The organism is Campylobacter concisus (genome assembly GCF_002914005.1).
GTDB lineage: Bacteria > Campylobacterota > Campylobacteria > Campylobacterales > Campylobacteraceae > Campylobacter_A > Campylobacter_A concisus_N.
In genome coordinates this window covers 1-21,334 of the sequence record NZ_POZU01000068.1, presented here as the reverse complement: position 1 = coordinate 21,334, position 21,334 = coordinate 1, and the positions used below count along the sequence as shown (strand labels likewise).

The following is a 21,334-nucleotide window of genomic DNA, read 5'->3' as shown; positions in this document are numbered from 1 at the left end:
CATATAAATGATGATGTTGATATTATAGGCATTGATATTGATGTTTTTAAAGATAATATTGATGATGTTATAAAAAATATAATTGAAAAGTCACCAAATATAAAAATACTCATACTCTCAAATAGACCAACGATAAACGAAGGCAAGCATCTGCTTACACTTGGAATCAAGGGCTATGCAAATTCCCACATGAGAAAGACTCACTTTGAAGATACTTTTGAAACTATTTTTAATGGAAATATATGGCTTTACCAAGAATTTGTTCAGGCAATGATTAGTGAGCTAACCGGCTCATATATTAATAGTGAAAGTGAAAAGGCAGATAAAAGGACTGATTTCTCTGAGCTTAGTTCAAGGGAAAGAGAAATTGCAGATTTAATCTATCAGGGTCTAACAAATAATGAAATTTCAGAAAAAACAGGTATTACACTAAGAACAGTCAAAGCACATACAAGCTCGATTTATAGTAAGTTAAATGTAAAGGATAGAATAGGGCTTGTGCTTTTGATGAAGCAGCTCGACGCATAAAATCTTGACTTATTTTTTAAAAATTAAGATTCTATAAATTTTTATACATCCGCTCATAACAAATACATACACAACTTTTACTAGCTGAAGAATACAATAAATATAAAATTCTCAAATAAAAAATGATTTGCTAAAATCTTAAATAAAAAATTCTAGCAAATTTATTAATAGCCGAGATAAGAAATCAGAAACTTTAGTCTTCCAAATCGATATCTACTTTTTCAACATTTGTTATGATGTCTTTTGTATTTTTTTCGATATCGTGTTTATTTTTTTCAATAAGTGATCTATTTTGTCCAATCAAATCCCTATTTTCCTTAATACCATCACTATTTTGTTCAATTAATTTGCTAAGAGTTGATATTCTTTTTTCATAACGTATCATTAGAAAATAAATTACGTAAATTAGTAATAAAATTATCGCCCAAGGTAAAAATTGCATATTAAATCCTTATATATTTTTTGTAATTATAGAAATTTTAGCTTTTAAAAAAAATAAAACTATAAAAATTATACATTTTTCATAAATGCTTAATGATGTATTATGAATTTAAATCTAATAAAAATTTGTATTCTTAAATGGCTGTATTTTATAATTTTAATTTTTATGAAAATTTTTTAAATTTCCCTTGACTTTTACATTGTTTTGATATATAATTGCCACTTCACAAAACAGGTGCTGGTGTAGCTCAGTTGGTAGAGCTACTGCCTTGTAAGCAGTGGGTCGGCGGTTCAAGTCCGTTCACCAGCTCCATTTTTTGTAACAGTGTTTGACCAGAAAATACCAAAATAGTTTATTAATGTTTAAGGTGAGATACTCAAGCGGCCAACGAGGGCAGACTGTAAATCTGCTGACTATGTCTTCCGTGGTTCGAATCCACGTCTCACCACCATTGTTATGCGGGAGTAGCTCAGTTGGCTAGAGCATCAGCCTTCCAAGCTGAGGGTCGCGGGTTCGAGCCCCGTTTCCCGCTCCAAAATTTGGGAAAATAAACTGGGAGCTGTATCTAGATTTTACTAAACACAGTTATTCCTTACTTTATTTTCAAAATTTTTAGTTGTTTGTATTATTTAATTGGAATCATCTCTGCCAAGCGTTTTTCGCTCATATGGCTCAGAGGTAGAGCACTTCCTTGGTAAGGAAGAGGTCGCGGGTTCAAGTCCCGCTATGAGCTCCACTGGTTAATATGATTTTATTATGATTATACAAATTTGGTAAGAAAAAGACATATATCACATACGGAGGAAAAGATGGCTAAAGAAAAATTTTCACGTAACAAGCCGCACGTAAACATAGGTACTATTGGTCACGTAGATCATGGTAAAACTACATTAACAGCTGCAATATCTGCTGTTCTTTCACGCAAAGGACTTGCTGAGCTAAAAGATTATGATAATATTGATAATGCTCCAGAAGAAAAAGAGCGTGGTATTACAATTGCTACTTCACATATTGAGTACGAGACAGAGAAACGCCACTATGCTCACGTTGACTGCCCTGGTCACGCCGACTATGTAAAAAATATGATTACAGGTGCTGCACAAATGGATGGAGCTATTCTGGTTGTTTCTGCAGCTGATGGCCCAATGCCACAAACTAGAGAGCATATTTTGTTATCACGCCAAGTTGGTGTTCCATACATTGTTGTTTTTATGAACAAAGCTGATATGGTTGATGATGCTGAGCTTCTTGAATTGGTTGAAATGGAAATCCGCGAATTACTTAATGAGTATAATTTTCCAGGCGATGATACACCTATTGTTTCTGGTTCAGCACTTAAAGCTCTTGAAGAGGCAAAAGCTGGTCAAGATGGCGAATGGTCAGCAAAAATTATGGAATTAATGGATGCAGTTGATAGCTATATTCCAACTCCAGTTCGTGCAACAGATAAAGACCTTCTTATGCCAATCGAAGATGTTTTTTCGATTTCAGGTCGTGGTACAGTTGTAACTGGTAGAATTGAAAAAGGTGTTATAAAGGTTGGTGACACAATTGAAATTGTTGGTATTAAGCCAACTCAAACAACAACAGTTACTGGTGTTGAAATGTTTAGAAAAGAGATGGATCAAGGCGAAGCTGGTGATAATGTCGGCGTTCTTCTTCGTGGTACTAAGAAAGAGGATGTTGAGCGTGGTATGGTTCTTTGCAAGCCTAAATCAATTACCCCTCATACAAAATTTGAAGGCGAAGTCTACATCTTGACAAAAGAAGAAGGTGGTCGCCATACTCCTTTCTTTAATAACTATAGACCACAATTCTACGTAAGAACAACTGATGTTACTGGTTCAATTACGCTTCCAGAAGGAACAGAGATGGTTATGCCAGGTGATAATGTAAGAATTTCTGTTGAATTGATTGCTCCAGTAGCACTTGAGGAAGGCACTCGTTTTGCTATCCGTGAAGGTGGTAGAACCGTTGGTTCAGGTGTTGTTTCAAAAATACTTGGTTAATTTATAAAAATTTGTCAAAGGGAGGATATTCCCTTTGATATCTTGATAAGGACTTATATGAGAATTAAAATTGGTTTAAAATGCTCCGAAAGTGGTGATATAAATTATACAACAACAAAAAATAGTAAAACTACTACAGACAAAGTTGAGCTTAAAAAGTATTGCCCGAGATTAAAAAAACATACTATTCACAAAGAAGTTAAATTAAAAAGTTAATTAAGAAGCTATTAGGGCAATAGCTCCAACGGTAGAGCGCTGGATTCCAAATCCAATGGTTGGGGGTTCGAATCCCTCTTGCCCTGCCACGACTAAGGTTAAGATTATGGAAAAAATTATAAATTATATTAGGCTTTCTAAATTGGAAATAATGAAGGTTATCTATCCTACAAAAGAACAAATTAGAAATGCTTTTTTTGCAGTTTTTATCGTAGTTGCTGTTGTATCACTTTTTTTAGCTCTTGTTGATGTTATTATGTCCTTTGTTTTATCTAAAGTTATATGATATAAGGAAAAAGTAATGTCACATAAATGGTATGCTATACAGACTTACGCTGGAAGCGAAATGGCAGTAAAAAGAGGAATTGAAAATTTAGTAAAAGATCATGGAATAGAAGATCAACTAAAAGAAATTATAGTTCCTACAGAAGACGTAATAGAAATAAAAAATGGTAAGCAAAAAATCAACGAAAGAACTCTTTACCCAGGTTATGCTTTTGCGTGCTTAGATCTTGATACGGCTCTTTGGCACAGGATTCAATCTTTACCAAAAGTTGGACGTTTTATTGGTGAGGCCAAAAAACCTACGCCATTATCTGAAAAAGATATAAATACTATTTTGGAAAAAGTTCAAAAAAGGGCTGCACCAAAACCTAAGATATTCTTTGAGGATGGTGAGAGTGTTCGTATAATAGAAGGTCCTTTTGCTAACTTTACAGGTATTGTTGAAGAATATGACATGATACATGGCAAACTTAGACTTAATGTTTCTATTTTTGGTAGAAGTACCCCTGTTGATATTTTGTATTCACAAGTTGAGAAGATAATTTAAGGAGCAAGAAATGGCTAAAAAAGTTATAGGTGAAATAAAATTACAAATTGCTGCAACAAAAGCAAATCCTAGTCCACCAGTTGGTCCAGCTCTTGGACAAAAAGGTGTTAATATTATGGAATTTTGTAAAGCCTTTAATGAAAGAACAAAAGACATGGTTGGGTTTAATATTCCAGTTGTTATAACTGTTTATGCTGATAAGAGTTTTACATTTATCACAAAACAGCCTCCTGCTACAGATCTTATTAAAAAGGCTGCAGGTATAACAAAAGGAACTGATAATCCTTTAAAAAATAAAGTAGGTAAATTAACAAAAGCTCAAGTTCTGGAAATAGTTGAGAAAAAACTTGTTGATTTGAATACAAATGATAAAGAGCAAGCAGCCAAGATTATTGCTGGCTCAGCTCGCTCAATGGGTGTCGAAGTAGTAGACTAAAGCCTTTACCGTCAGGTTGATTAGCAAAAGACGGAAGCAATATATATGCGGAGAAATTTATGGGAAAAACTAGCAAGAGATTTCAAGAATTGCTCAAAAAAGTAGAGCAAGATAAAATTTATAACCTTAGCGAGGCTATTGACACAGTTAAAACTCTGGCTTCTGCTAAATTTAATGAAACAGTTGAGATCGCATTAAAATTAAATGTTGATCCAAGACATGCTGATCAAATGGTTCGTGGTTCAGTAGTTTTGCCAGCTGGTACAGGTAAAACTGTAAGAGTTGCTGTTATTGCAAAAGATGCTAAAGCTGATGAGGCTAAAGCAGCTGGTGCTGATATTGTTGGTGCAGATGATTTAGTTGAAGATATTCAAAAAGGTATAATGAATTTTGATGTTCTTATAGCTACTCCAAATTTAATGGGCCTTGTAGGTAAGGTCGGTAGAATTTTAGGACCAAAAGGATTAATGCCAAATCCAAAAACTGGTACAGTTACAATGGATGTTGCACAAGCAGTTAATAATGCAAAAAGTGGTCAAGTAAATTTCCGTGTTGATAAGCAAGGAAATATACATGCAGGCCTTGGTAAAGTTAATTTTACTAAAGAACAATTAAATGAAAATATTTCAACATTTATTAAAGCGATCAATAAACATAAGCCTGCAACTGCAAAGGGTAGATATGTTAAAAATGCTTCGTTGTCTTTGACAATGAGCCCATCTATAGCTCTTGATACTCAAGAAGTTATGGACTTAAAATAAAACTAAAAATTAAAATTTATATCTTAGATTGGAGATAGCCGAGGCCATTGGGCTTAATTGATTCGACCCGCTCTGCTTGAAATTACCGGTCGGAAAGGAGAAAAAGTGACACGTAACGAAAAAACTGAAGTTATTGCAAAATTAGAGAGTGAATTTAAAACTGCTGAAGCTATTATAGTTTGTGACTATCGTGGCCTTTCAGTAAAGAAACTTGAAGTTTTAAGAAATTCTGCTAAAGAACAAAATGTAAAAGTTCAGGTTATTAAAAATACTCTTGCAAATATTGCTCTTAAAAATTCTGATAAAGTCGGAATGGAACTCAAAGATACAAATATCTATCTTTGGAGCGAAGATCAATTAGCAGTAACTAAAGTAGCCGCAAAATTTGAAGAGTCTAATGCTGATCTTTTCAAAATAAAAACAGCTTATATTGATGGCGAAGTTGCTAGCGTTGATAAAGTTAAAGCTCTATCTAAAATGCCTAGCCGTGATGAGCTTATTGCGATGCTTTTACAAGTTTGGAATGCGCCAATTCAAAATTTCACAATTGGTTTGAATGCGCTTAAAGAGAAAAAAGAACAATCAGCTTAATTTAAATTAAAAAAAAATAATAAGGATTAAAAATGGCAATTACTAAAGAAGATGTATTAGAGTTTATATCTAATCTTTCTGTACTTGAACTTAGTGAACTTGTAAAAGAGTTCGAAGAGAAATTTGGTGTTAGCGCTGCTCCTGTAATGGTAGCAGGTGGTGCTGTTGCAGCAGGTGGTGCAGCAGCTGCAGCAGAGGAAAAAACAGAATTTAACATTGTTTTGGTAGATTCTGGTGATAAGAAAATCAACGTTATTAAAGTTGTTAGAGCGCTTACTGGTCTTGGTCTTAAAGAAGCTAAAGACGCAGTTGAGGGAACACCATCTGTTCTTAAAGAAGGCGTTAGCAAAGATGAGGCTGAGGCAGCTAAAAAAGAGCTTGAAGAAGCTGGTGCTAAGGTTGAACTTAAATAATTTTTTATTATTTGAGCTTAATATTTCAAGAGAGGGCAAAGCCCCTCTCTTTTTTAAATTTTAGATGCCTTTTTAAAAGGCTATACTTTTCTTTCAAAATTACCACGAGGTAGATGCAATGTTAAATAGCTTATACTCAGGAAATCGTCTTAGGATTGACTTCTCTAATGTCGTTAAGGAGATAGACGTTCCGAACCTACTACAACTACAAAAAAAGAGCTTTGATAATTTTTTAAATTTAAATAACAATCAAGCAGAAAGCGGTATAGAAAAAGTTTTTAAATCAATCTTTCCAATACATGATCCGCAAAATCGTTTGACTTTAGAATATGTTGGCTCAGAAATTGGAAAACCAAAATATACGATCAGAGAGTGTATAGAAAGAGGTCTTACATACTCTGTAAATTTAAAGATGAAAATACGCCTTATCGTTCATGAGAAAGATGATAAGACAGGTGATAAAGTCGGTGTTAAAGATATAAAAGAACAAGAAATTTTTATACGTGAAATTCCACTAATGACTGATAGAATTTCATTTATTATAAATGGTGTTGAGCGTGTTGTTGTAAATCAACTTCATAGAAGCCCAGGTGTTATTTTTAAACAAGAAGAGAGCGCAACCGTTGCAAATAAATTAATTTATACAGCTCAAATAATACCAGACCGTGGCTCTTGGCTACACTTTGAATATGACACAAAAGATATTTTATATGTTAGGATAAATAAACGTAGAAAAGTGCCAGTAACTATATTATTTAGGGCGCTTGGATATAAAAAACAAGACATTATTAAGTTGTTTTATCCAATACAAAATTTAATTATTAAAAATAACAAATTTTTAACTCTTTTTAATCCTGAAGATTACTTGGGAAGAGTTGAATATGATATAAAAAACGAAGATGGAGAAATTCTTCACCAAGCAGGCAAGCGTCTGACTAAGAAAAAAGCTGATAAGTTGATCGAGGATGGCGTAAAATTTGTTGAATACCCAGTTGAAGCACTTATTGGTAGATACTTGGCAAATCCTGTAATAAATACAGAGAGTGGAGAAATTTTATATGATACACTATCTGCTCTTGACGAGAATAAACTTGCGAAAATTTTAGCTGAGCATGAAAGTATTGAGATTATAAATAACTCCGCTGCTGGTGTTGATGATGCAATTATAAATTCTTTTATAGCTGACAACGATATGCTTAAGGTTTTAAAACAAACTGAGGGCGTTGATGATGAAAATGATCTTGCGGCTATTAGAATTTATAAGGTTATGAGACCAGGAGAGCCAGTTGTAAAAGAGGCCGCAAAGAGTTTTGTAAATGATATGCTATTTAACCCTGAGAGATACGATTTAACAAAAGTTGGTCGTATGAAAATGAATCATAAGCTCTCACTTGATGTACCAGAATATGTTACTTTACTAACAAGTGAAGATATCATAAAAACTGCAAAATATCTTATAAAAGTTAAAAATGGACAAGGTCACATTGATGACCGAGATCACCTTGGCAACCGCCGTATAAGATCAATCGGCGAGCTACTTGCTAGCGAACTTCACCTTGGTTTTGTAAAGATGCAAAAGGCTATCCGCGATAAATTTACAAGTTTAAGTAATAATACCGAAGAGATTATGCCATACGACCTCATTAATCCAAAAATGATTACTGCAACAATTATGGAATTTTTCACAGGTGGACAGTTAAGCCAGTTTATGGATCAGACAAACCCACTTAGCGAAGTTACTCACAAGCGCCGTCTATCTGCACTTGGCGAGGGTGGCTTAGTAAAAGAGCGTGCTGGATTTGAAGTGCGCGACGTTCATCCAACTCATTATGGTAGAATTTGTCCAGTTGAGACTCCAGAAGGTCAAAATATTGGTCTTATCAATACGCTTTCAACCTATGCAAAAGTAAATGATCTTGGCTTTGTTGAAGCTCCTTACAAAAAAGTTATAGATGGCAAAGTAACTGATGAGATAGTTTATTTAACCGCAACTCAAGAAGAGGGTAATGTTATAGCTCCAGCATCAACCAAACTTGATGAAAATGGGCATATCGTTGAGGACTTGATTGAGGTTAGAAAAGATGGCGAGATGATGCTTGCGCGTAGAGAAGATGTTACTTTGATCGACCTTTGTTCTGGTATGATAGCTGGTGTTGCGGCTTCACTTATTCCATTCCTAGAGCATGATGATGCTAACCGTGCTCTAATGGGTTCAAACATGCAACGTCAGGCAGTACCACTACTTCGCTCAACTGCTCCTATTGTTGGAACAGGTATGGAAAGCGTTATTGCAAGAGATGCGTGGGAAAGCGTAAAAGCAAGACGTAGTGGCGTGGTTGAAAAGGTTGATAATAAAAATATCTTTATTCTTGGTGAAGATGAAGCTGGTCCATATATCGATCACTACTCTTTAGAGAAAAATTTAAGAACAAACCAAAATACGACATTTTCACAACATCCGATCGTTAAAAAGGGCGATGAGATCGAGGCTAATCAAATCATAGCTGACGGCCCAAGTATGGAAAAGGGTGAGCTAGCTATCGGTAAAAATGCACTAATAGCATTTATGCCTTGGAATGGCTATAACTACGAGGATGCGATCGTTATTAGTGAAAAAATGATACGTGAAGATGCCTTTACAAGCGTTCATATCTACGAAAAAGAGATCGAGGCTCGTGAGCTAAAAGATGGTGTTGAAGAGATAACAAAAGATATACCAAACGTCAAAGAAGAGGAACTTATGCACCTTGATGAAAGTGGTATTGTTAAAATCGGTACAGAGATCAAGCCTGGCATGATCCTTGTTGGTAAAGTATCTCCAAAAGGCGAGGTTAAACCAACTCCGGAAGAGAGGCTACTACGTGCTATCTTTGGTGAAAAAGCTGGCCACGTGGTAAATAAATCGCTATATGCTTCAGCTTCGATGGAAGGTGTGGTTGTTGATGTTAAAATTTTCACCAAAAAAGGTTATGAAAAAGATAGCAGAACAAATAAAGCTTACGAAGAGGAGAAGACTCTTTTAGAAAAAGAACATCATGATAGACTACTTATGCTAGACCGCGAAGAGATGCTAAAAGTTACAGCACTTCTTTCTAAAAATCCACTAGCGAGTGATCAAGAGGTAAATAAAAAAGAGTATAAGAAAGGCTCAAAGATCAATAAGGCTGATCTTGAAAATATAAATAGGTTTACTCTAAATGCTATCGTTAAAAGCTTTTCAAAAGATATCCAAAAGAAATATGACGAGCTAAAAAATTACTTCCAAAACGAAAAGAAAAAGCTCAAAGAAGAGCACGATGCTAAAATAGAAATTTTAGAAAAAGACGATATTTTACCAAGCGGCGTTGTAAAACTTGTAAAAGTTTATATAGCTACAAAACGCAAACTAAAAGTTGGCGATAAGATGGCTGGACGTCACGGAAACAAAGGTATCGTTTCGAATATAGTAAGAGAAGTCGATATGCCTTATCTTCCAAGCGGTCAGATCGTAGACATTGTGCTAAACCCACTTGGTGTTCCAAGCCGTATGAATATCGGTCAAATTTTAGAGAGCCACCTTGGTCTTGTTGGCTATCGCTTAGGCGAGCAGATCAATGAAATTTTCGAGACCAAAAAAGGCGAGTGGATAAAAGAGCTAAGAGCTAAGATGATAGAAATAGCAGGCGTTGCCAAGCTAATGGACGCTAAAAAAGCTCTTAGTAAGATGAGTGACGAGAAGCTTCTTGAATATGCAAAAGATTGGAGTAATGGCGTAAGATTTGCAACTCCGATTTTTGAAGGCGTTAAGGCTGACGAATTTGCAAAACTATTTGAGATGGCAAAGATAGATAGCGACGGCAAAACTGAACTATATGACGGACGCACAGGCTCAAAGATAAGAGAACGCGTTAATGTTGGTTGTATGTATATGCTAAAACTTCACCACTTGGTTGATGAAAAAGTTCACGCAAGAAGTACCGGACCATACAGCCTTGTTACACAACAACCAGTCGGTGGTAAGGCACTATTTGGTGGTCAAAGGTTTGGTGAGATGGAGGTTTGGGCACTTGAGGCTTATGGTGCTGCTCATACACTAAGAGAGATGCTAACTGTAAAATCAGACGATGTTGAGGGAAGACTTTCTGCTTACAAAGCTTTAACAAGAGGTGAAAACGTTCCTGAGACTGGTATCCCTGAGACGTTCTTTGTTCTAACAAACGAGCTAAAATCACTAGCTCTTGATGTGGAAGTATATGATGAGGATGAGACAAATGAAACTAACTAATTTAAAACCAGTTGAGATAAAAGAAGAGCATAGGCCTCGTGATTTTGAAGCTTTTCAACTTCGTTTAGCAAGTCCTGAGAAGATAAAATCTTGGAGTTATGGCGAGGTTAAAAAGCCAGAAACTATCAATTACCGCACGCTTAAACCTGAGCGTGACGGCTTGTTTTGTGCGAAAATTTTTGGACCGATCCGTGACTATGAGTGCCTTTGTGGTAAATATAAAAAGATGCGATATAAAGGCATCAAATGTGAAAAGTGCGGTGTTGAAGTAACGACATCTAAAGTTCGTCGCTCTCGCATGGGTCACATAGAGCTTGTAACTCCAGTGGCTCATATCTGGTATGTAAATTTCTTACCAAGCCGTATCGGTGCGCTTCTTGGTATCAAGATGAAAGACCTTGAGCGCGTACTTTACTATGAGGCATACATTGTTGATAATGCTGGCGAAGCTTATTACGATAATGAAAATTCTAAAAAAGTTGAGAAATACGACGTTTTAAATGAAGAGCAATATCAAAGCCTAGCTTCAAGATACGAAGAGACTGGTTTTACAGCTAGAATGGGTGGCGAGGTCATTTATGACATGCTAGCTGAGCTTGATTTGATGGAAATTTTAAATCAGCTAAAAGAAGAGATGGAGTCTACAAATTCTGAGGCCAAGAAAAAGACTATCGTAAAACGCCTAAAAGTTATCGAGAGTTTTTTAAATTCAGGTAACCGCCCAGAGTGGATGATGATAACAAATTTACCAGTTCTTCCACCTGATCTTAGACCGCTAGTCAGCCTTGATGGTGGTAAATTTGCTGTTTCAGACGTAAATGACCTATATCGCCGCGTAATAAACAGAAATAGCCGTCTAAAACGTCTACTTGAGCTTGACGCACCTGAGATCATTATTAGAAATGAAAAGAGAATGCTTCAAGAGGCAGTTGACGCGTTATTTGACAATGGCCGCAGAGCAAATGCAGTAAAAGGCGCAAACAAACGCCCACTAAAATCACTAAGTGAGATCATCAAAGGTAAGCAAGGCCGCTTCCGCCAGAATTTGTTAGGTAAGCGTGTTGACTTCTCTGGACGTTCTGTTATCGTCGTTGGTCCAAAGCTAAAGATGGATCAGTGCGGTCTTCCAAAGAAGATGGCTCTAGAGCTATTTAAGCCACATTTGCTTGCTCGCCTTGAAGAAAAAGGCTATGCAACAACTGTTAAGCAAGCTAAAAAGATGATAGAAGATAAGACAAATGAGGTTTGGGAGTGCCTAGAAGAGGTCGTTAAAGACTATCCAGTTATGCTAAACCGTGCTCCAACACTTCACAAGCTTTCTATCCAGGCATTTCACCCAGTGCTTGTTGAGGGCAAGGCTATCCAACTTCATCCACTAGTTTGTGCGGCGTTCAACGCTGACTTCGACGGCGACCAAATGGCTGTTCACGTACCACTATCGCAGGAAGCTATCGCTGAGTGCAAAATTTTGATGCTTAGTTCAATGAACATCTTGCTTCCTGCAAGTGGTAAGGCTATCACAGTCCCTTCACAAGATATGGTTTTGGGAATTTATTATTTAAGCCTAGAGAGAAATGACGAAAAAGGTGCAAATAAAATTTTCTCAAGCGTTGATGAAGTAATGATCGCTGAAGAGGCTAATACTCTTGGTCTTCACGCTAAAATTAAGACAATGGTTGATAACAAGATCATCTTTACGACGGCTGGTCGCTTGATTTTAAGAGCTATACTTCCTGATTTTGTTCCTGAAAATATGTGGAATAAGATTATGAAGAAAAAAGATATTGCAAATTTGGTTGATTACGTTTATAGAAATGGTGGCCTTGAAGTAACAGCTGATTTTCTTGATAAGCTTAAAAATTTAGGCTTTAGATATGCGACAAAAGCGGGAATTTCTATCTCTATTGCTGATATAATCGTGCCAGATAGCAAGCAAAAATATATTGACGAAGCTAAGAAAAAAGTTCGCGAAATTCAAAAACAATACGGCGCTGGTCTTTTAACAGATAGTGAGAGATACAACAAGATCATCGATATCTGGACAGATACAAACAACAGCGTTGCAAGCGAGATGATGAAACTTATCCAAAACGATAAAGGTGGATTTAACTCAATTTATATGATGGCAGACTCAGGTGCGAGAGGTAGTGCAGCACAAATTCGCCAGCTAGCTGGTATGCGTGGTCTTATGGCAAAACCTGATGGCTCAATTATTGAAACGCCGATCATTTCAAACTTCCGTGAAGGTCTAAATATAATGGAGTACTTTAACTCTACCCACGGAGCTAGAAAAGGACTTGCAGATACCGCGCTAAAAACCGCTAACGCTGGTTACTTAACAAGAAAACTAATCGACGTTGCTCAAAACGTTAAAGTAACAATGCACGACTGCGGTACGCACGAGGGTGTTGAAATCACAGATATTACAGAGAGTGGAGAGCTAATAGAAAGCCTTGAAGAAAGAGTATTAGGCCGTGTTTTAGCAGATGATGTGATCGATCCTATAACAAATGAAATTTTATTTAGCGAAGGTACGCTACTTGATGAAGAAAAAGCTAGAGCTATAACTGAGGCTGGTATAAAATCAGTGAGCATCAGAACGCCTATCACGTGCAAGGCACCAAAAGGCGTTTGTGCAAAATGCTACGGCTTAAACTTGGGTGAGGGCAAACTTGTAAAACCAGGTGAAGCAGTTGGTATTATCTCAGCTCAGTCTATCGGCGAGCCAGGTACACAGCTAACGCTAAGAACATTCCACATCGGTGGTACGGCTTCTACTGAGCAACAAGATCGTCAAGTAATCGCCCAAAAAGAAGGTTTTATCAGATATTACAACCTTAATACTTATGATAACGGTGATAAGAAGATCGTTGCAAATAGAAGAAGCGCGGCTGTGCTACTTGTTGAGCCAAAGATTAAATCAACGATTGACGGCAAAATAGAGATCGAATATGCCCACGAAGATGTAAATATCGTGATAAAAGGTAAAAAAGAAGAGGTTAAATATACAATTAGAAGAAACGATCTTGCTAAGCCAAATGAATTAGCTGGTGTTAGCGGAAAGATCGAAGGAAAGATGTATATACCTTATGTAAGTGGCGATAAAGTAAAAGAGAATGAAAGTATCGTTGAGATCATAAAAGAGGGTTGGAATATCCCAAATCGTATCCCATACGCTAGTGAACTTAAAATTTCAGACGGAGATCCGGTAACTCGTAAAATTTTAGCTGACGCAAATGGTGTAGTTAAATTTTTCATATTAAAAGGTGATTATCTTGATAGGGTTAAAGATATCAAAAAAGGTCACAAAGTAACTGAAAAAGGTTTCTTTGTAGTTGTTTCTGATAAAGATGGACGTGAGGCGGTTCGCCATTATATCCCAAGAAATTCTATCATCCAAGTTTCTGATAATGATGCAGTTGAGAGAGCGACAGTAGTTTCGTTACCTGAAAAAGATGATAAGTTGATTATTGCTGAGTGGGACCCATACTCAACTCCAACTATTGCTGAAGAAGCTGGTGTGGTTAGCTTTGAGGATATTGAGCCAGGATATAGTGCGACTGAGCAAGCAGATGAGGCGACTGGACAAAGACGTCTTGTTATCAATGAGTATTTGCCAAGCGGTGTAAAACCTGCGATTATTATCGCTACTAAAAAAGGAAATTTAATTAAGTATCCGCTTGATCCAAAAACTGCGATCTTTGTCTCAAGTGGTGATGAAGTAGCTCAGGCTGATATTTTGGCCAAGACCCCAAAAGCTGTTGCTAAGTCAAAAGATATTACCGGCGGTCTTCCAAGAGTTAGTGAGCTATTTGAAGCAAGACGCCCTAAAAATACAGCTATCGTTGCAGAGATCGACGGCGTTGTTAGATTTGACAAGCCACTTCGCTCAAAAGAGCGCATTATCATCCAAGCAGAAGATGGCACGACAGCTGAGTACTTGATCGAAAAGAGCCGCCAGATCCAAGTAAGAGACGGCGAATTTGTTCATGCTGGTGAAAAACTAACAGACGGACTTATCTCAAGCCACGATATCTTAAGAATTCTTGGTGAAAAGGCACTTCACTACTATTTGATTAGCGAGATTCAACAAGTTTATCGTCGCCAAGGCGTTGCGATCGCAGATAAACATATCGAGATCATCGTCTCTCAAATGCTTCGCCAAGTCAAAATCGTTGATAGTGGAAATACAAATTTCATAGTTGGCGATATGGTCTCAAGAAATAAATTTAAAGAAGAGAACGAGCGCATTATGAACATGGGTGGTGAGCCAGCTATTGCTGAGCCGATCTTATTAGGCGTTACAAGAGCGGCTATCGGAAGTGATAGTGTGATCTCTGCTGCATCGTTCCAAGAGACAACTAAGGTCTTAACAGAAGCATCGATTGCTGCTAAATTTGACTATCTTGAAGATCTAAAAGAGAACGTTATCCTCGGACGTATGATCCCAGTTGGAACTGGTTTTTATAAAGATAAAAAAGTAAAAATCAAAGAAAACTAGTCCTTTAAGCCCCTATTTTGGGGCTTAACCTCTTTATAAAATTAAATCAATTAAAAATTTACAAGCTATTAACTATCACCTAATAAAATCCTTATCTTTGAAATCACATCATGGAGAATTTATGAAAAACGTTGATCTTGGACTTTTATTTATACGTTTAGGACTTGGTATCTGCCTTTTTATGCATGGTTTTGGTAAAATTTTACATGGACTTAGTGAGGTAAAAGGTATATTAGTAAATGCTGGTTTACCTGGATTTTTGGCATATTTTTCTTATCTTGGAGAGGTCTTAGCGCCTATCATGTTAATTATTGGTTTTTATTCAAGGATAGGTGCTATCCTAGTTTTAGGTACCAGTATTACTATTTTATACTCCTACTATGGATTTGCAAATTTATTTGCATTAAATGAGGTCAATGGCTTTAAATCAGAGCTTATTTACCTTTATATTGCTATTTCGCTTTGTATTCTTTTGACAGGTGGTGGCAAATATGCTGTCAAACAAGATTAATACAAAATAAAGGCAGCAGAGTTTTTATAAAATCAAGAATTAGATGAGTAAGTCTAACTTATTAACCGTTATTTAAGTTTATTTTAAATAAAATTAGGTCTTTTTAATAAATTTAGTTGAAAGGAATTATTGTGCCAACCATAAATCAATTGGTCAGAAAAGAACGCAAGAAAGTGACTGTTAAGTCAAAATCTCCAGCGTTAAAAGAGTGCCCTCAAAGAAGAGGAGTTTGCACTAGGGTTTATACTACAACTCCTAAAAAACCAAACTCAGCTTTGAGGAAAGTTGCCAAAGTTAGGCTAACAAGCGGTTTTGAAGTCATCAGCTATATCGGTGGCGAAGGTCATAACCTACAAGAACACAGTATCGTTTTAGTTCGCGGCGGTAGAGTTAAAGACTTACCAGGTGTTAAATATCACATCGTTCGTGGTGCGCTTGATACTGCTGGTGTTGCAAAAAGAACAGTTTCTCGTTCTAAATATGGTGCAAAACGCCCTAAAGCTGGCGCTACAGCTGCAACAAAAAAGTAAAAATTTAGGTTCGCAGACGTTGCTAAAATTTGCAAACGTTTGAGTAAAATTTCATAAAAATTTGAAGGAAAGATCAAAATGAGAAGAAGAAAAGCCCCTGTAAGGGAAGTCTTACCTGATCCGATTTACGGAAATAAAATAATCACTAAATTTATTAATTCTCTTATGTATGATGGCAAAAAAAGTGTCGCTACTGAGATAATGTATGGTGCTATTAAAGCCATAGAAAAGAAAAATGCTGAGGTTAAAGGCATCGACGTTTTTAACGATGCTATTGAAAATGTAAAACCTATTCTAGAAGTTAAATCACGCCGTGTTGGTGGTGCTACTTATCAAGTGCCAGTTGAGGTTCGCCCAGCTCGCCAACAAGCTCTTGCTATCCGCTGGCTTATAACTTACGCTAGAAAAAGAAGCGAAAGAACTATGATAGATAAACTAGCGAATGAGCTCTTAGATGCGGCAAACTCAAAAGGTGCATCTTTCAAGAAGAAGGAAGATACTTACAAGATGGCAGAGGCTAATAAAGCATTTGCTCACTACCGCTGGTAAGAAAGAATTAGTATGGCAGAGAGAAAAACGCCTTTACATAAGGTAAGAAATATCGGTATTGCGGCTCACATTGATGCTGGAAAGACAACTACTAGTGAGAGAATTTTATTCTTTACTGGTATGAGCCATAAAATAGGTGAGGTTCATGATGGTGCTGCTACCATGGACTGGATGGAACAAGAAAAAGAGCGTGGTATTACTATTACTTCGGCTGCAACTACGGCATTTTGGAAGGGTCATCAAATAAACCTAATAGACACTCCGGGACACGTTGACTTTACTATCGAAGTTGAGCGTTCTATGCGTGTTCTTGACGGTGCTGTTTCAGTATTTTGTTCTGTTGGTGGTGTTCAACCACAATCAGAAACCGTTTGGAGACAAGCAAATAAATATCACGTACCAAGAATCGTTTTTGTTAATAAAATGGATAGAATCGGCGCAAATTTCTTTAGAGTTGAAGAGCAGATTAGGGAAAGACTAAAAGCAAACCCGATACCTATTCAAATTCCTATAGGTGCTGAGGATAACTTTAGAGGTGTGGTTGACCTTGTAAGAATGAAAGCTTACGTTTGGAATGATGAGAAAAAACCAACTGACTATGTTGAAGAAGAAATTCCAGCTGAAGTTAAAGATAAAGCAGAAGAATATCGCGCGAAACTAATCGAAGCAGTTTCAGAGACAGATGATAGCTTGATGGAGAAATTTTTTGCTGGTGAAGAGCTAAGTGAAGAAGAGATCAAAAAAGGTATAAAAGCAGGCTGCTTGAGAATGACTATCACACCTATGCTTTGTGGAACTGCGTTTAAAAACAAAGGAATTCAACCTCTGCTTGATGCTGTTGTTGATTACTTGCCGGCTCCAGATGAAATTGAAGCTATTAAGGGTGTATATGAAGATGGCACCGAAGTAACTGTTGAAAGCACTGATAATGGTGAATTTGCAGCTCTTGCATTTAAAATCATGACTGACCCATTTGTCGGACAGCTAACATTTATTCGTGTTTATAGAGGAAGCTTGGAAAGTGGTAGCTATGCTTATAATACCGTTCAAGATAGTAAAGAGAGAATCGGTCGCTTGCTAAAAATGCACTCAAATAAACGTGAAGAGATTACTGAGCTTTTCGCTGGTGAGATCGGCGCTGTTGTTGGTCTAAAAAATACTTTAACAGGTGATACTCTAGCTAGTGAAAAAGATAAGGTTATCCTTGAAAGAATGGACTTCCCTGAGCCAGTTATTAGTGTTGCAGTTGAGCCAAAGACAAAGGCAGACCAGGAAAAAATGGCAATAGCACTTCAAAAACTAGCTCAAGAAGATCCAAGTTTTAGAGTTAGTACAGACGAAGAGAGTGGTCAAACTATTATTAGCGGTATGGGTGAGCTTCACTTAGAGATCATAGTTGATCGTATGCTTCGTGAATTTAAAGTTGATGCAGAGGTTGGACAACCACAAGTTGCTTATCGTGAAACTATTCGTAAGACAGTTGAACAAGAGTATAAGTATGCTAAACAATCAGGCGGTCGTGGTCAATACGGTCACGTATTTTTACGTATTGAGCCGCTTCCAGCTGCTAGTGGATTTGAATTTGTTAATGATATCAAAGGTGGTGTTGTTCCAAAAGAATATATTCCAGCTGTTGAAAAAGGTTGCAAAGAGGCACTTCAAAGCGGTGTTCTTGCTGGTTATCCAGTCGAAGATGTTAAAGTTACCCTTTTTGATGGTAGCTACCATGAAGTTGACTCATCTGAAATGGCATTTAAACTTGCTGCTTCAATGGGCTTTAAGGAGGGTGCTAGAAAAGCAGGTGCTGTTATTCTTGAGCCTATGATGAAGGTTGAAGTTGAAACTCCAGAAGAGTATATGGGTGATGTTATAGGTGACCTTAATAAACGCCGTGGACAAGTAAATTCAATGGATGATAGAAATGGTGTGAAGATCATTGCAGCTTATTGCCCATTAGCTCAAATGTTTGGCTATTCAACAGATCTTCGCTCAATGACTCAAGGCCGTGCAACTTATTCAATGGAATTCGATCACTACGAAGAAGTTCCTAAAAACGTAAGTGATGAGATCATTAAAAAAAGAAATGGCTAATTAACCAAAGAAGGGCAGAGTAATCTGTCCTTTAAAAATTAAATTCTTATAAAGTCTATCTACAAAATATATGAATTGTCCTCATAGCTCAGCTGGATAGAGCGTAGAATTCCTAATTCTAAGGCCACAGGTTCGAACCCTGTTGGGGACACCATCCATCATGCAATCATTTTTGCAAAATATAAAGTGCTCAAACAAGTGTTTTTAAAATATACTAAAACGTATAATAAGATATAGCAATTTATAAAAAATATTCTTATAAAGATCGGCATAACACAGGTTAAGGGAAAAATAAAAAGAATAAACTTTTAAAAATAAGATCATAAGTGATATGCAAATAAGATCACTAAAATCAAAGAAAAATTTTTATAAAAAATGTGTAATGGTAAGCAGCTATATTTTTTGGTTTATCTATATATGCATTCGTAGTGGGTTTAGCTTTTTTATCAACACATTATATTATTAATTTTTATCTAAACTAATAAATTTTATCAACAAAAATTTTATATATTTAATAATCCGTGCTAACATTTCAAAAATTTATTTAAGGAGAGTAGATGAAAAAAATTTTACTTTTAGGAGCCGTTTGTTGTATGTTGTCAGCTGATGTCAAAACTGTTAGTATAAGTCCAGATGAGATCAAAAAATATGATCAGATTGTCGATATTAGAACTCCATCTGAGTGGCAAGAGACTGGCATTATAACTGGTGCGAAGACCATTACTTTTGATCCAAGCAACAAGAGTGCATTTTTAGATGAGCTTTCAAAGGCGGTTGATATTAAAAAGCCTATCGCACTTGTTTGTAGAAGTGGCAGAAGAAGCACGGCAGCGGCTGCAGCGATAGATAATTCAGATCTTAAGATTATAAATTTGGATGGTGGCATGAGTAGTTTAATCGAGCAAGGCTATAAAACTACACCTTATAAAAAATAGACAAATCTCCAAATTCTACATTTGACTACAAGATAAATTTATTTTGTAGTCAAAATTTATACTAAATAATAAATTTTATTATTTGATTAACCACCGATTAACTCTAGCTATATATAATTTCATCATATTTATAATAAAGAAGGAGACAAAATGTCAAAAGTTATTTTACAATTAAATGTTATTCAGGCTGATGCAAATGCACTTTATATTAAATTTCACGATCTTCACTGGAATGTAAAAGGTATTCAATTTTTTAGCGTTCATGAATACACAGAAAAAGCTTACGAAGATATGAGTGAGATATTTGACGATGCAGCAGAAAGGGCTCTTATGCTTGGTGGCAGACCTATCGTCAAGGCTGAGGAGCTAGCAAAAGTTACTCATATCAAACACGAGCCAAAAGAAATTTACACTCCAACTGAGGTTTTAGAGATTGTCTTGGCTGATTATAAACACCTTTTGGGCGAGTTTAAAAAGCTTGATGAGCTTGCAGAAGACGACACAACAACTCAAATGTATGCACAAGATCAAATCGCAAAATTTGAAAAAGCCATCTGGATGCTAAACGCAACACTTAGCAAATAACTACTAGCGGGAGTTTTCCCGCTCTATCTAAATAAATTCTACTTTTTGGCGATATTGATTTTATAAATTCTAAGGAGCCAAAATGAAAATTTCTCAAATCGCAAACTCATATAATAGTTCAAGCCTAAAAGGAAATGTAAAATTAGAAATTTCACTTCATAAAGATGAAAAGGATATCTCTAAAAAAGAGTCTGAAATTACAAATTTAACAGCCAAAGACATTTCAAATAGCTACTTTTTGCAGTATCAAAAAGAGATCGTTAAAAGCAGTAGTTCAAATTTATTAGCCCAAGGTAGCTTAAGCTTTAATGCGCCTAAAAATTTATCAGAAATTTTATTAGGACTTGATCTTGTAAATATCGGCTATAACGGTAAATCCTTAAATGAGCTAAGTAGTGACGAGGCAAATGATCTTATTAGTGAGAATGGATTTTTTGGTATCACAAATACGGCTGATAGGATAGCTAGCTTTGTGCTAAATGGTGCAGGCGATGACGTAGAAAAACTAAAAACTGGTAGAGAGGGTGTGGCAAAGGGTTTTGAGGATGCGAAGAAAATTTGGGGAGGTGAGCTTCCTGAAATTTCTCAAAAGACTATTGAAAAGACCCTTGAGACACTTGATAAAAAGATCGCCGAGCTTGGCGGTAACGTTTTAAATGTTTCAGCTTAACTATCTTAGGCAGGCTCGCCTAAGATAAATTTGTATGATCGTGTATATAAATTTAGATACGAGCCTTTAATTTCCCGCAAAATTTATTTAATCTTAAAAGTTATACTTCGCCGTTTTACAATAAGGAGAAGAGATGAAAGCTAAAATTTTACTTCCACTGGCAACTACTATCATGTTTTTGGGTTGCTCATTTTTTGAAGACAATCCACCAGTGCGAAAACAGCCAAGACAGGTCATGCAAAATACACCAGCAAAAAGCTCGATCAAAGGTTTTATAAAAGAGGTTACATATAAAGATTCAAAATACTGCTATGAAATAGTGGCGAGCGATACAAAAAATCACAAACTCAATAAAGCAAATTTTTGTGCAAATAGATACTATTATGATAAAGGTGACTTGGTCTATGCGACCTTTTATGCAGATAAACTTATAGATATGCTTCTTATAAAAGAGGGCGGCTCTCGTGGCT

General features: G+C 36.3%; 20 protein-coding genes and 6 tRNA genes. 25 read left to right on the top strand and 1 reads right to left on the bottom strand.

Annotated elements, in window-relative coordinates:
- A partial coding sequence (locus tag CYP54_RS07945) for a response regulator transcription factor (RefSeq protein WP_103604838.1) occupies positions 1 to 528 on the top strand: 528 nt, incomplete at its 5' end.
- Between the two features lie 193 nt (positions 529 to 721).
- On the opposite strand, the gene CYP54_RS07940 is transcribed toward CYP54_RS07945, so the two are convergent.
- Positions 722 to 970 carry a hypothetical protein gene (locus CYP54_RS07940; RefSeq protein ID WP_021090800.1) on the bottom strand — a complete coding sequence of 83 codons (249 nt, stop codon included), beginning with the start codon at positions 968 to 970 and terminating at the stop codon, positions 722 to 724.
- 236 nt (positions 971 to 1,206) lie between these two features.
- Here CYP54_RS07940 and CYP54_RS07935 point away from each other — a divergent pair.
- From CYP54_RS07935 to CYP54_RS07820, 24 genes are all read left to right on the top strand, one after another.
- Positions 1,207 to 1,282, top strand: a tRNA-Thr gene (locus CYP54_RS07935).
- 54 nt (positions 1,283 to 1,336) lie between these two features.
- Positions 1,337 to 1,421, top strand: a tRNA-Tyr gene (locus CYP54_RS07930).
- 7 nt (positions 1,422 to 1,428) lie between these two features.
- Positions 1,429 to 1,505, top strand: a tRNA-Gly gene (locus CYP54_RS07925).
- A gap of 126 nt (positions 1,506 to 1,631) precedes the next feature.
- Positions 1,632 to 1,706, top strand: a tRNA-Thr gene (locus CYP54_RS07920).
- 73 nt (positions 1,707 to 1,779) lie between these two features.
- Entirely contained in the window at positions 1,780 to 2,979 is a 1,200-nt protein-coding gene (gene tuf / locus CYP54_RS07915; protein WP_021090663.1) for an elongation factor Tu, read from the top strand.
- Positions 2,980 to 3,036: 57 nt separating this feature from the next.
- Entirely contained in the window at positions 3,037 to 3,195 is a 159-nt protein-coding gene (gene rpmG, locus CYP54_RS07910) for a 50S ribosomal protein L33 (protein ID WP_035167196.1), read from the top strand.
- Between the two features lie 13 nt (positions 3,196 to 3,208).
- Positions 3,209 to 3,284: transfer RNA gene (locus CYP54_RS07905), tRNA-Trp, on the top strand.
- 17 nt (positions 3,285 to 3,301) lie between these two features.
- Positions 3,302 to 3,481 (top strand): preprotein translocase subunit SecE, encoded by a 180-nt coding sequence (gene secE, locus CYP54_RS07900; protein ID WP_035167317.1) that lies wholly within the window; start codon positions 3,302 to 3,304, stop codon positions 3,479 to 3,481.
- Positions 3,482 to 3,496: 15 nt separating this feature from the next.
- Positions 3,497 to 4,027, top strand: coding sequence for a transcription termination/antitermination protein NusG (gene nusG, locus CYP54_RS07895; protein ID WP_103604837.1), 531 nt, complete (start codon positions 3,497 to 3,499; stop codon positions 4,025 to 4,027).
- 10 nt (positions 4,028 to 4,037) lie between these two features.
- Positions 4,038 to 4,463, top strand: coding sequence for a 50S ribosomal protein L11 (gene rplK / locus CYP54_RS07890; protein WP_021091067.1), 426 nt, complete (start codon positions 4,038 to 4,040; stop codon positions 4,461 to 4,463).
- A gap of 59 nt (positions 4,464 to 4,522) precedes the next feature.
- Positions 4,523 to 5,224: a 50S ribosomal protein L1 gene (gene rplA, locus CYP54_RS07885; RefSeq protein ID WP_021091006.1), complete on the top strand. Its 702-nt coding sequence runs from the start codon at positions 4,523 to 4,525 to the stop codon at positions 5,222 to 5,224.
- 105 nt (positions 5,225 to 5,329) lie between these two features.
- Positions 5,330 to 5,815 carry a 50S ribosomal protein L10 gene (gene rplJ, locus CYP54_RS07880; protein WP_103604836.1) on the top strand — a complete coding sequence of 162 codons (486 nt, stop codon included), beginning with the start codon at positions 5,330 to 5,332 and terminating at the stop codon, positions 5,813 to 5,815.
- Between the two features lie 32 nt (positions 5,816 to 5,847).
- On the top strand, positions 5,848 to 6,228 hold the full coding sequence (rplL, locus tag CYP54_RS07875) for a 50S ribosomal protein L7/L12 (RefSeq protein ID WP_021090592.1): 381 nt from the start codon (positions 5,848 to 5,850) through the stop codon (positions 6,226 to 6,228).
- Positions 6,229 to 6,346: 118 nt separating this feature from the next.
- Positions 6,347 to 10,492: a DNA-directed RNA polymerase subunit beta gene (gene rpoB / locus CYP54_RS07870; protein ID WP_103604835.1), complete on the top strand. Its 4,146-nt coding sequence runs from the start codon at positions 6,347 to 6,349 to the stop codon at positions 10,490 to 10,492.
- Entirely contained in the window at positions 10,479 to 14,993 is a 4,515-nt protein-coding gene (gene rpoC, locus CYP54_RS07865; RefSeq protein ID WP_021091033.1) for a DNA-directed RNA polymerase subunit beta', read from the top strand. Before rpoB ends, rpoC begins: the two co-directional genes overlap by 14 nt.
- Before the next feature lie 121 nt (positions 14,994 to 15,114).
- Positions 15,115 to 15,504, top strand: coding sequence for a DoxX family protein (locus CYP54_RS07860; RefSeq protein WP_103604834.1), 390 nt, complete (start codon positions 15,115 to 15,117; stop codon positions 15,502 to 15,504).
- A gap of 131 nt (positions 15,505 to 15,635) precedes the next feature.
- Positions 15,636 to 16,034: a 30S ribosomal protein S12 gene (rpsL, locus tag CYP54_RS07855; protein WP_103604833.1), complete on the top strand. Its 399-nt coding sequence runs from the start codon at positions 15,636 to 15,638 to the stop codon at positions 16,032 to 16,034.
- A gap of 78 nt (positions 16,035 to 16,112) precedes the next feature.
- The gene (gene rpsG, locus CYP54_RS07850) at positions 16,113 to 16,583 is read left to right on the top strand and encodes a 30S ribosomal protein S7 (protein WP_021090980.1); all 471 of its coding nucleotides are present in this window, start codon (positions 16,113 to 16,115) and stop codon (positions 16,581 to 16,583) included.
- 12 nt (positions 16,584 to 16,595) lie between these two features.
- On the top strand, positions 16,596 to 18,674 hold the full coding sequence (gene fusA, locus CYP54_RS07845; RefSeq protein WP_103604832.1) for an elongation factor G: 2,079 nt from the start codon (positions 16,596 to 16,598) through the stop codon (positions 18,672 to 18,674).
- Positions 18,675 to 18,751: 77 nt separating this feature from the next.
- Positions 18,752 to 18,828 (top strand) — tRNA-Arg (locus tag CYP54_RS07840).
- Between the two features lie 403 nt (positions 18,829 to 19,231).
- Entirely contained in the window at positions 19,232 to 19,609 is a 378-nt protein-coding gene (locus tag CYP54_RS07835; protein WP_103604831.1) for a rhodanese-like domain-containing protein, read from the top strand.
- Between the two features lie 150 nt (positions 19,610 to 19,759).
- Positions 19,760 to 20,194, top strand: coding sequence for a Dps family protein (locus CYP54_RS07830; protein WP_103604830.1), 435 nt, complete (start codon positions 19,760 to 19,762; stop codon positions 20,192 to 20,194).
- Positions 20,195 to 20,276: 82 nt separating this feature from the next.
- On the top strand, positions 20,277 to 20,864 hold the full coding sequence (locus CYP54_RS07825) for a hydrogenase-4 component G (RefSeq protein WP_103604829.1): 588 nt from the start codon (positions 20,277 to 20,279) through the stop codon (positions 20,862 to 20,864).
- Positions 20,865 to 20,997: 133 nt separating this feature from the next.
- Positions 20,998 to 21,334: hypothetical protein (locus CYP54_RS07820; RefSeq protein ID WP_103604828.1), on the top strand; the 337-nt coding region annotated here is incomplete at its 3' end.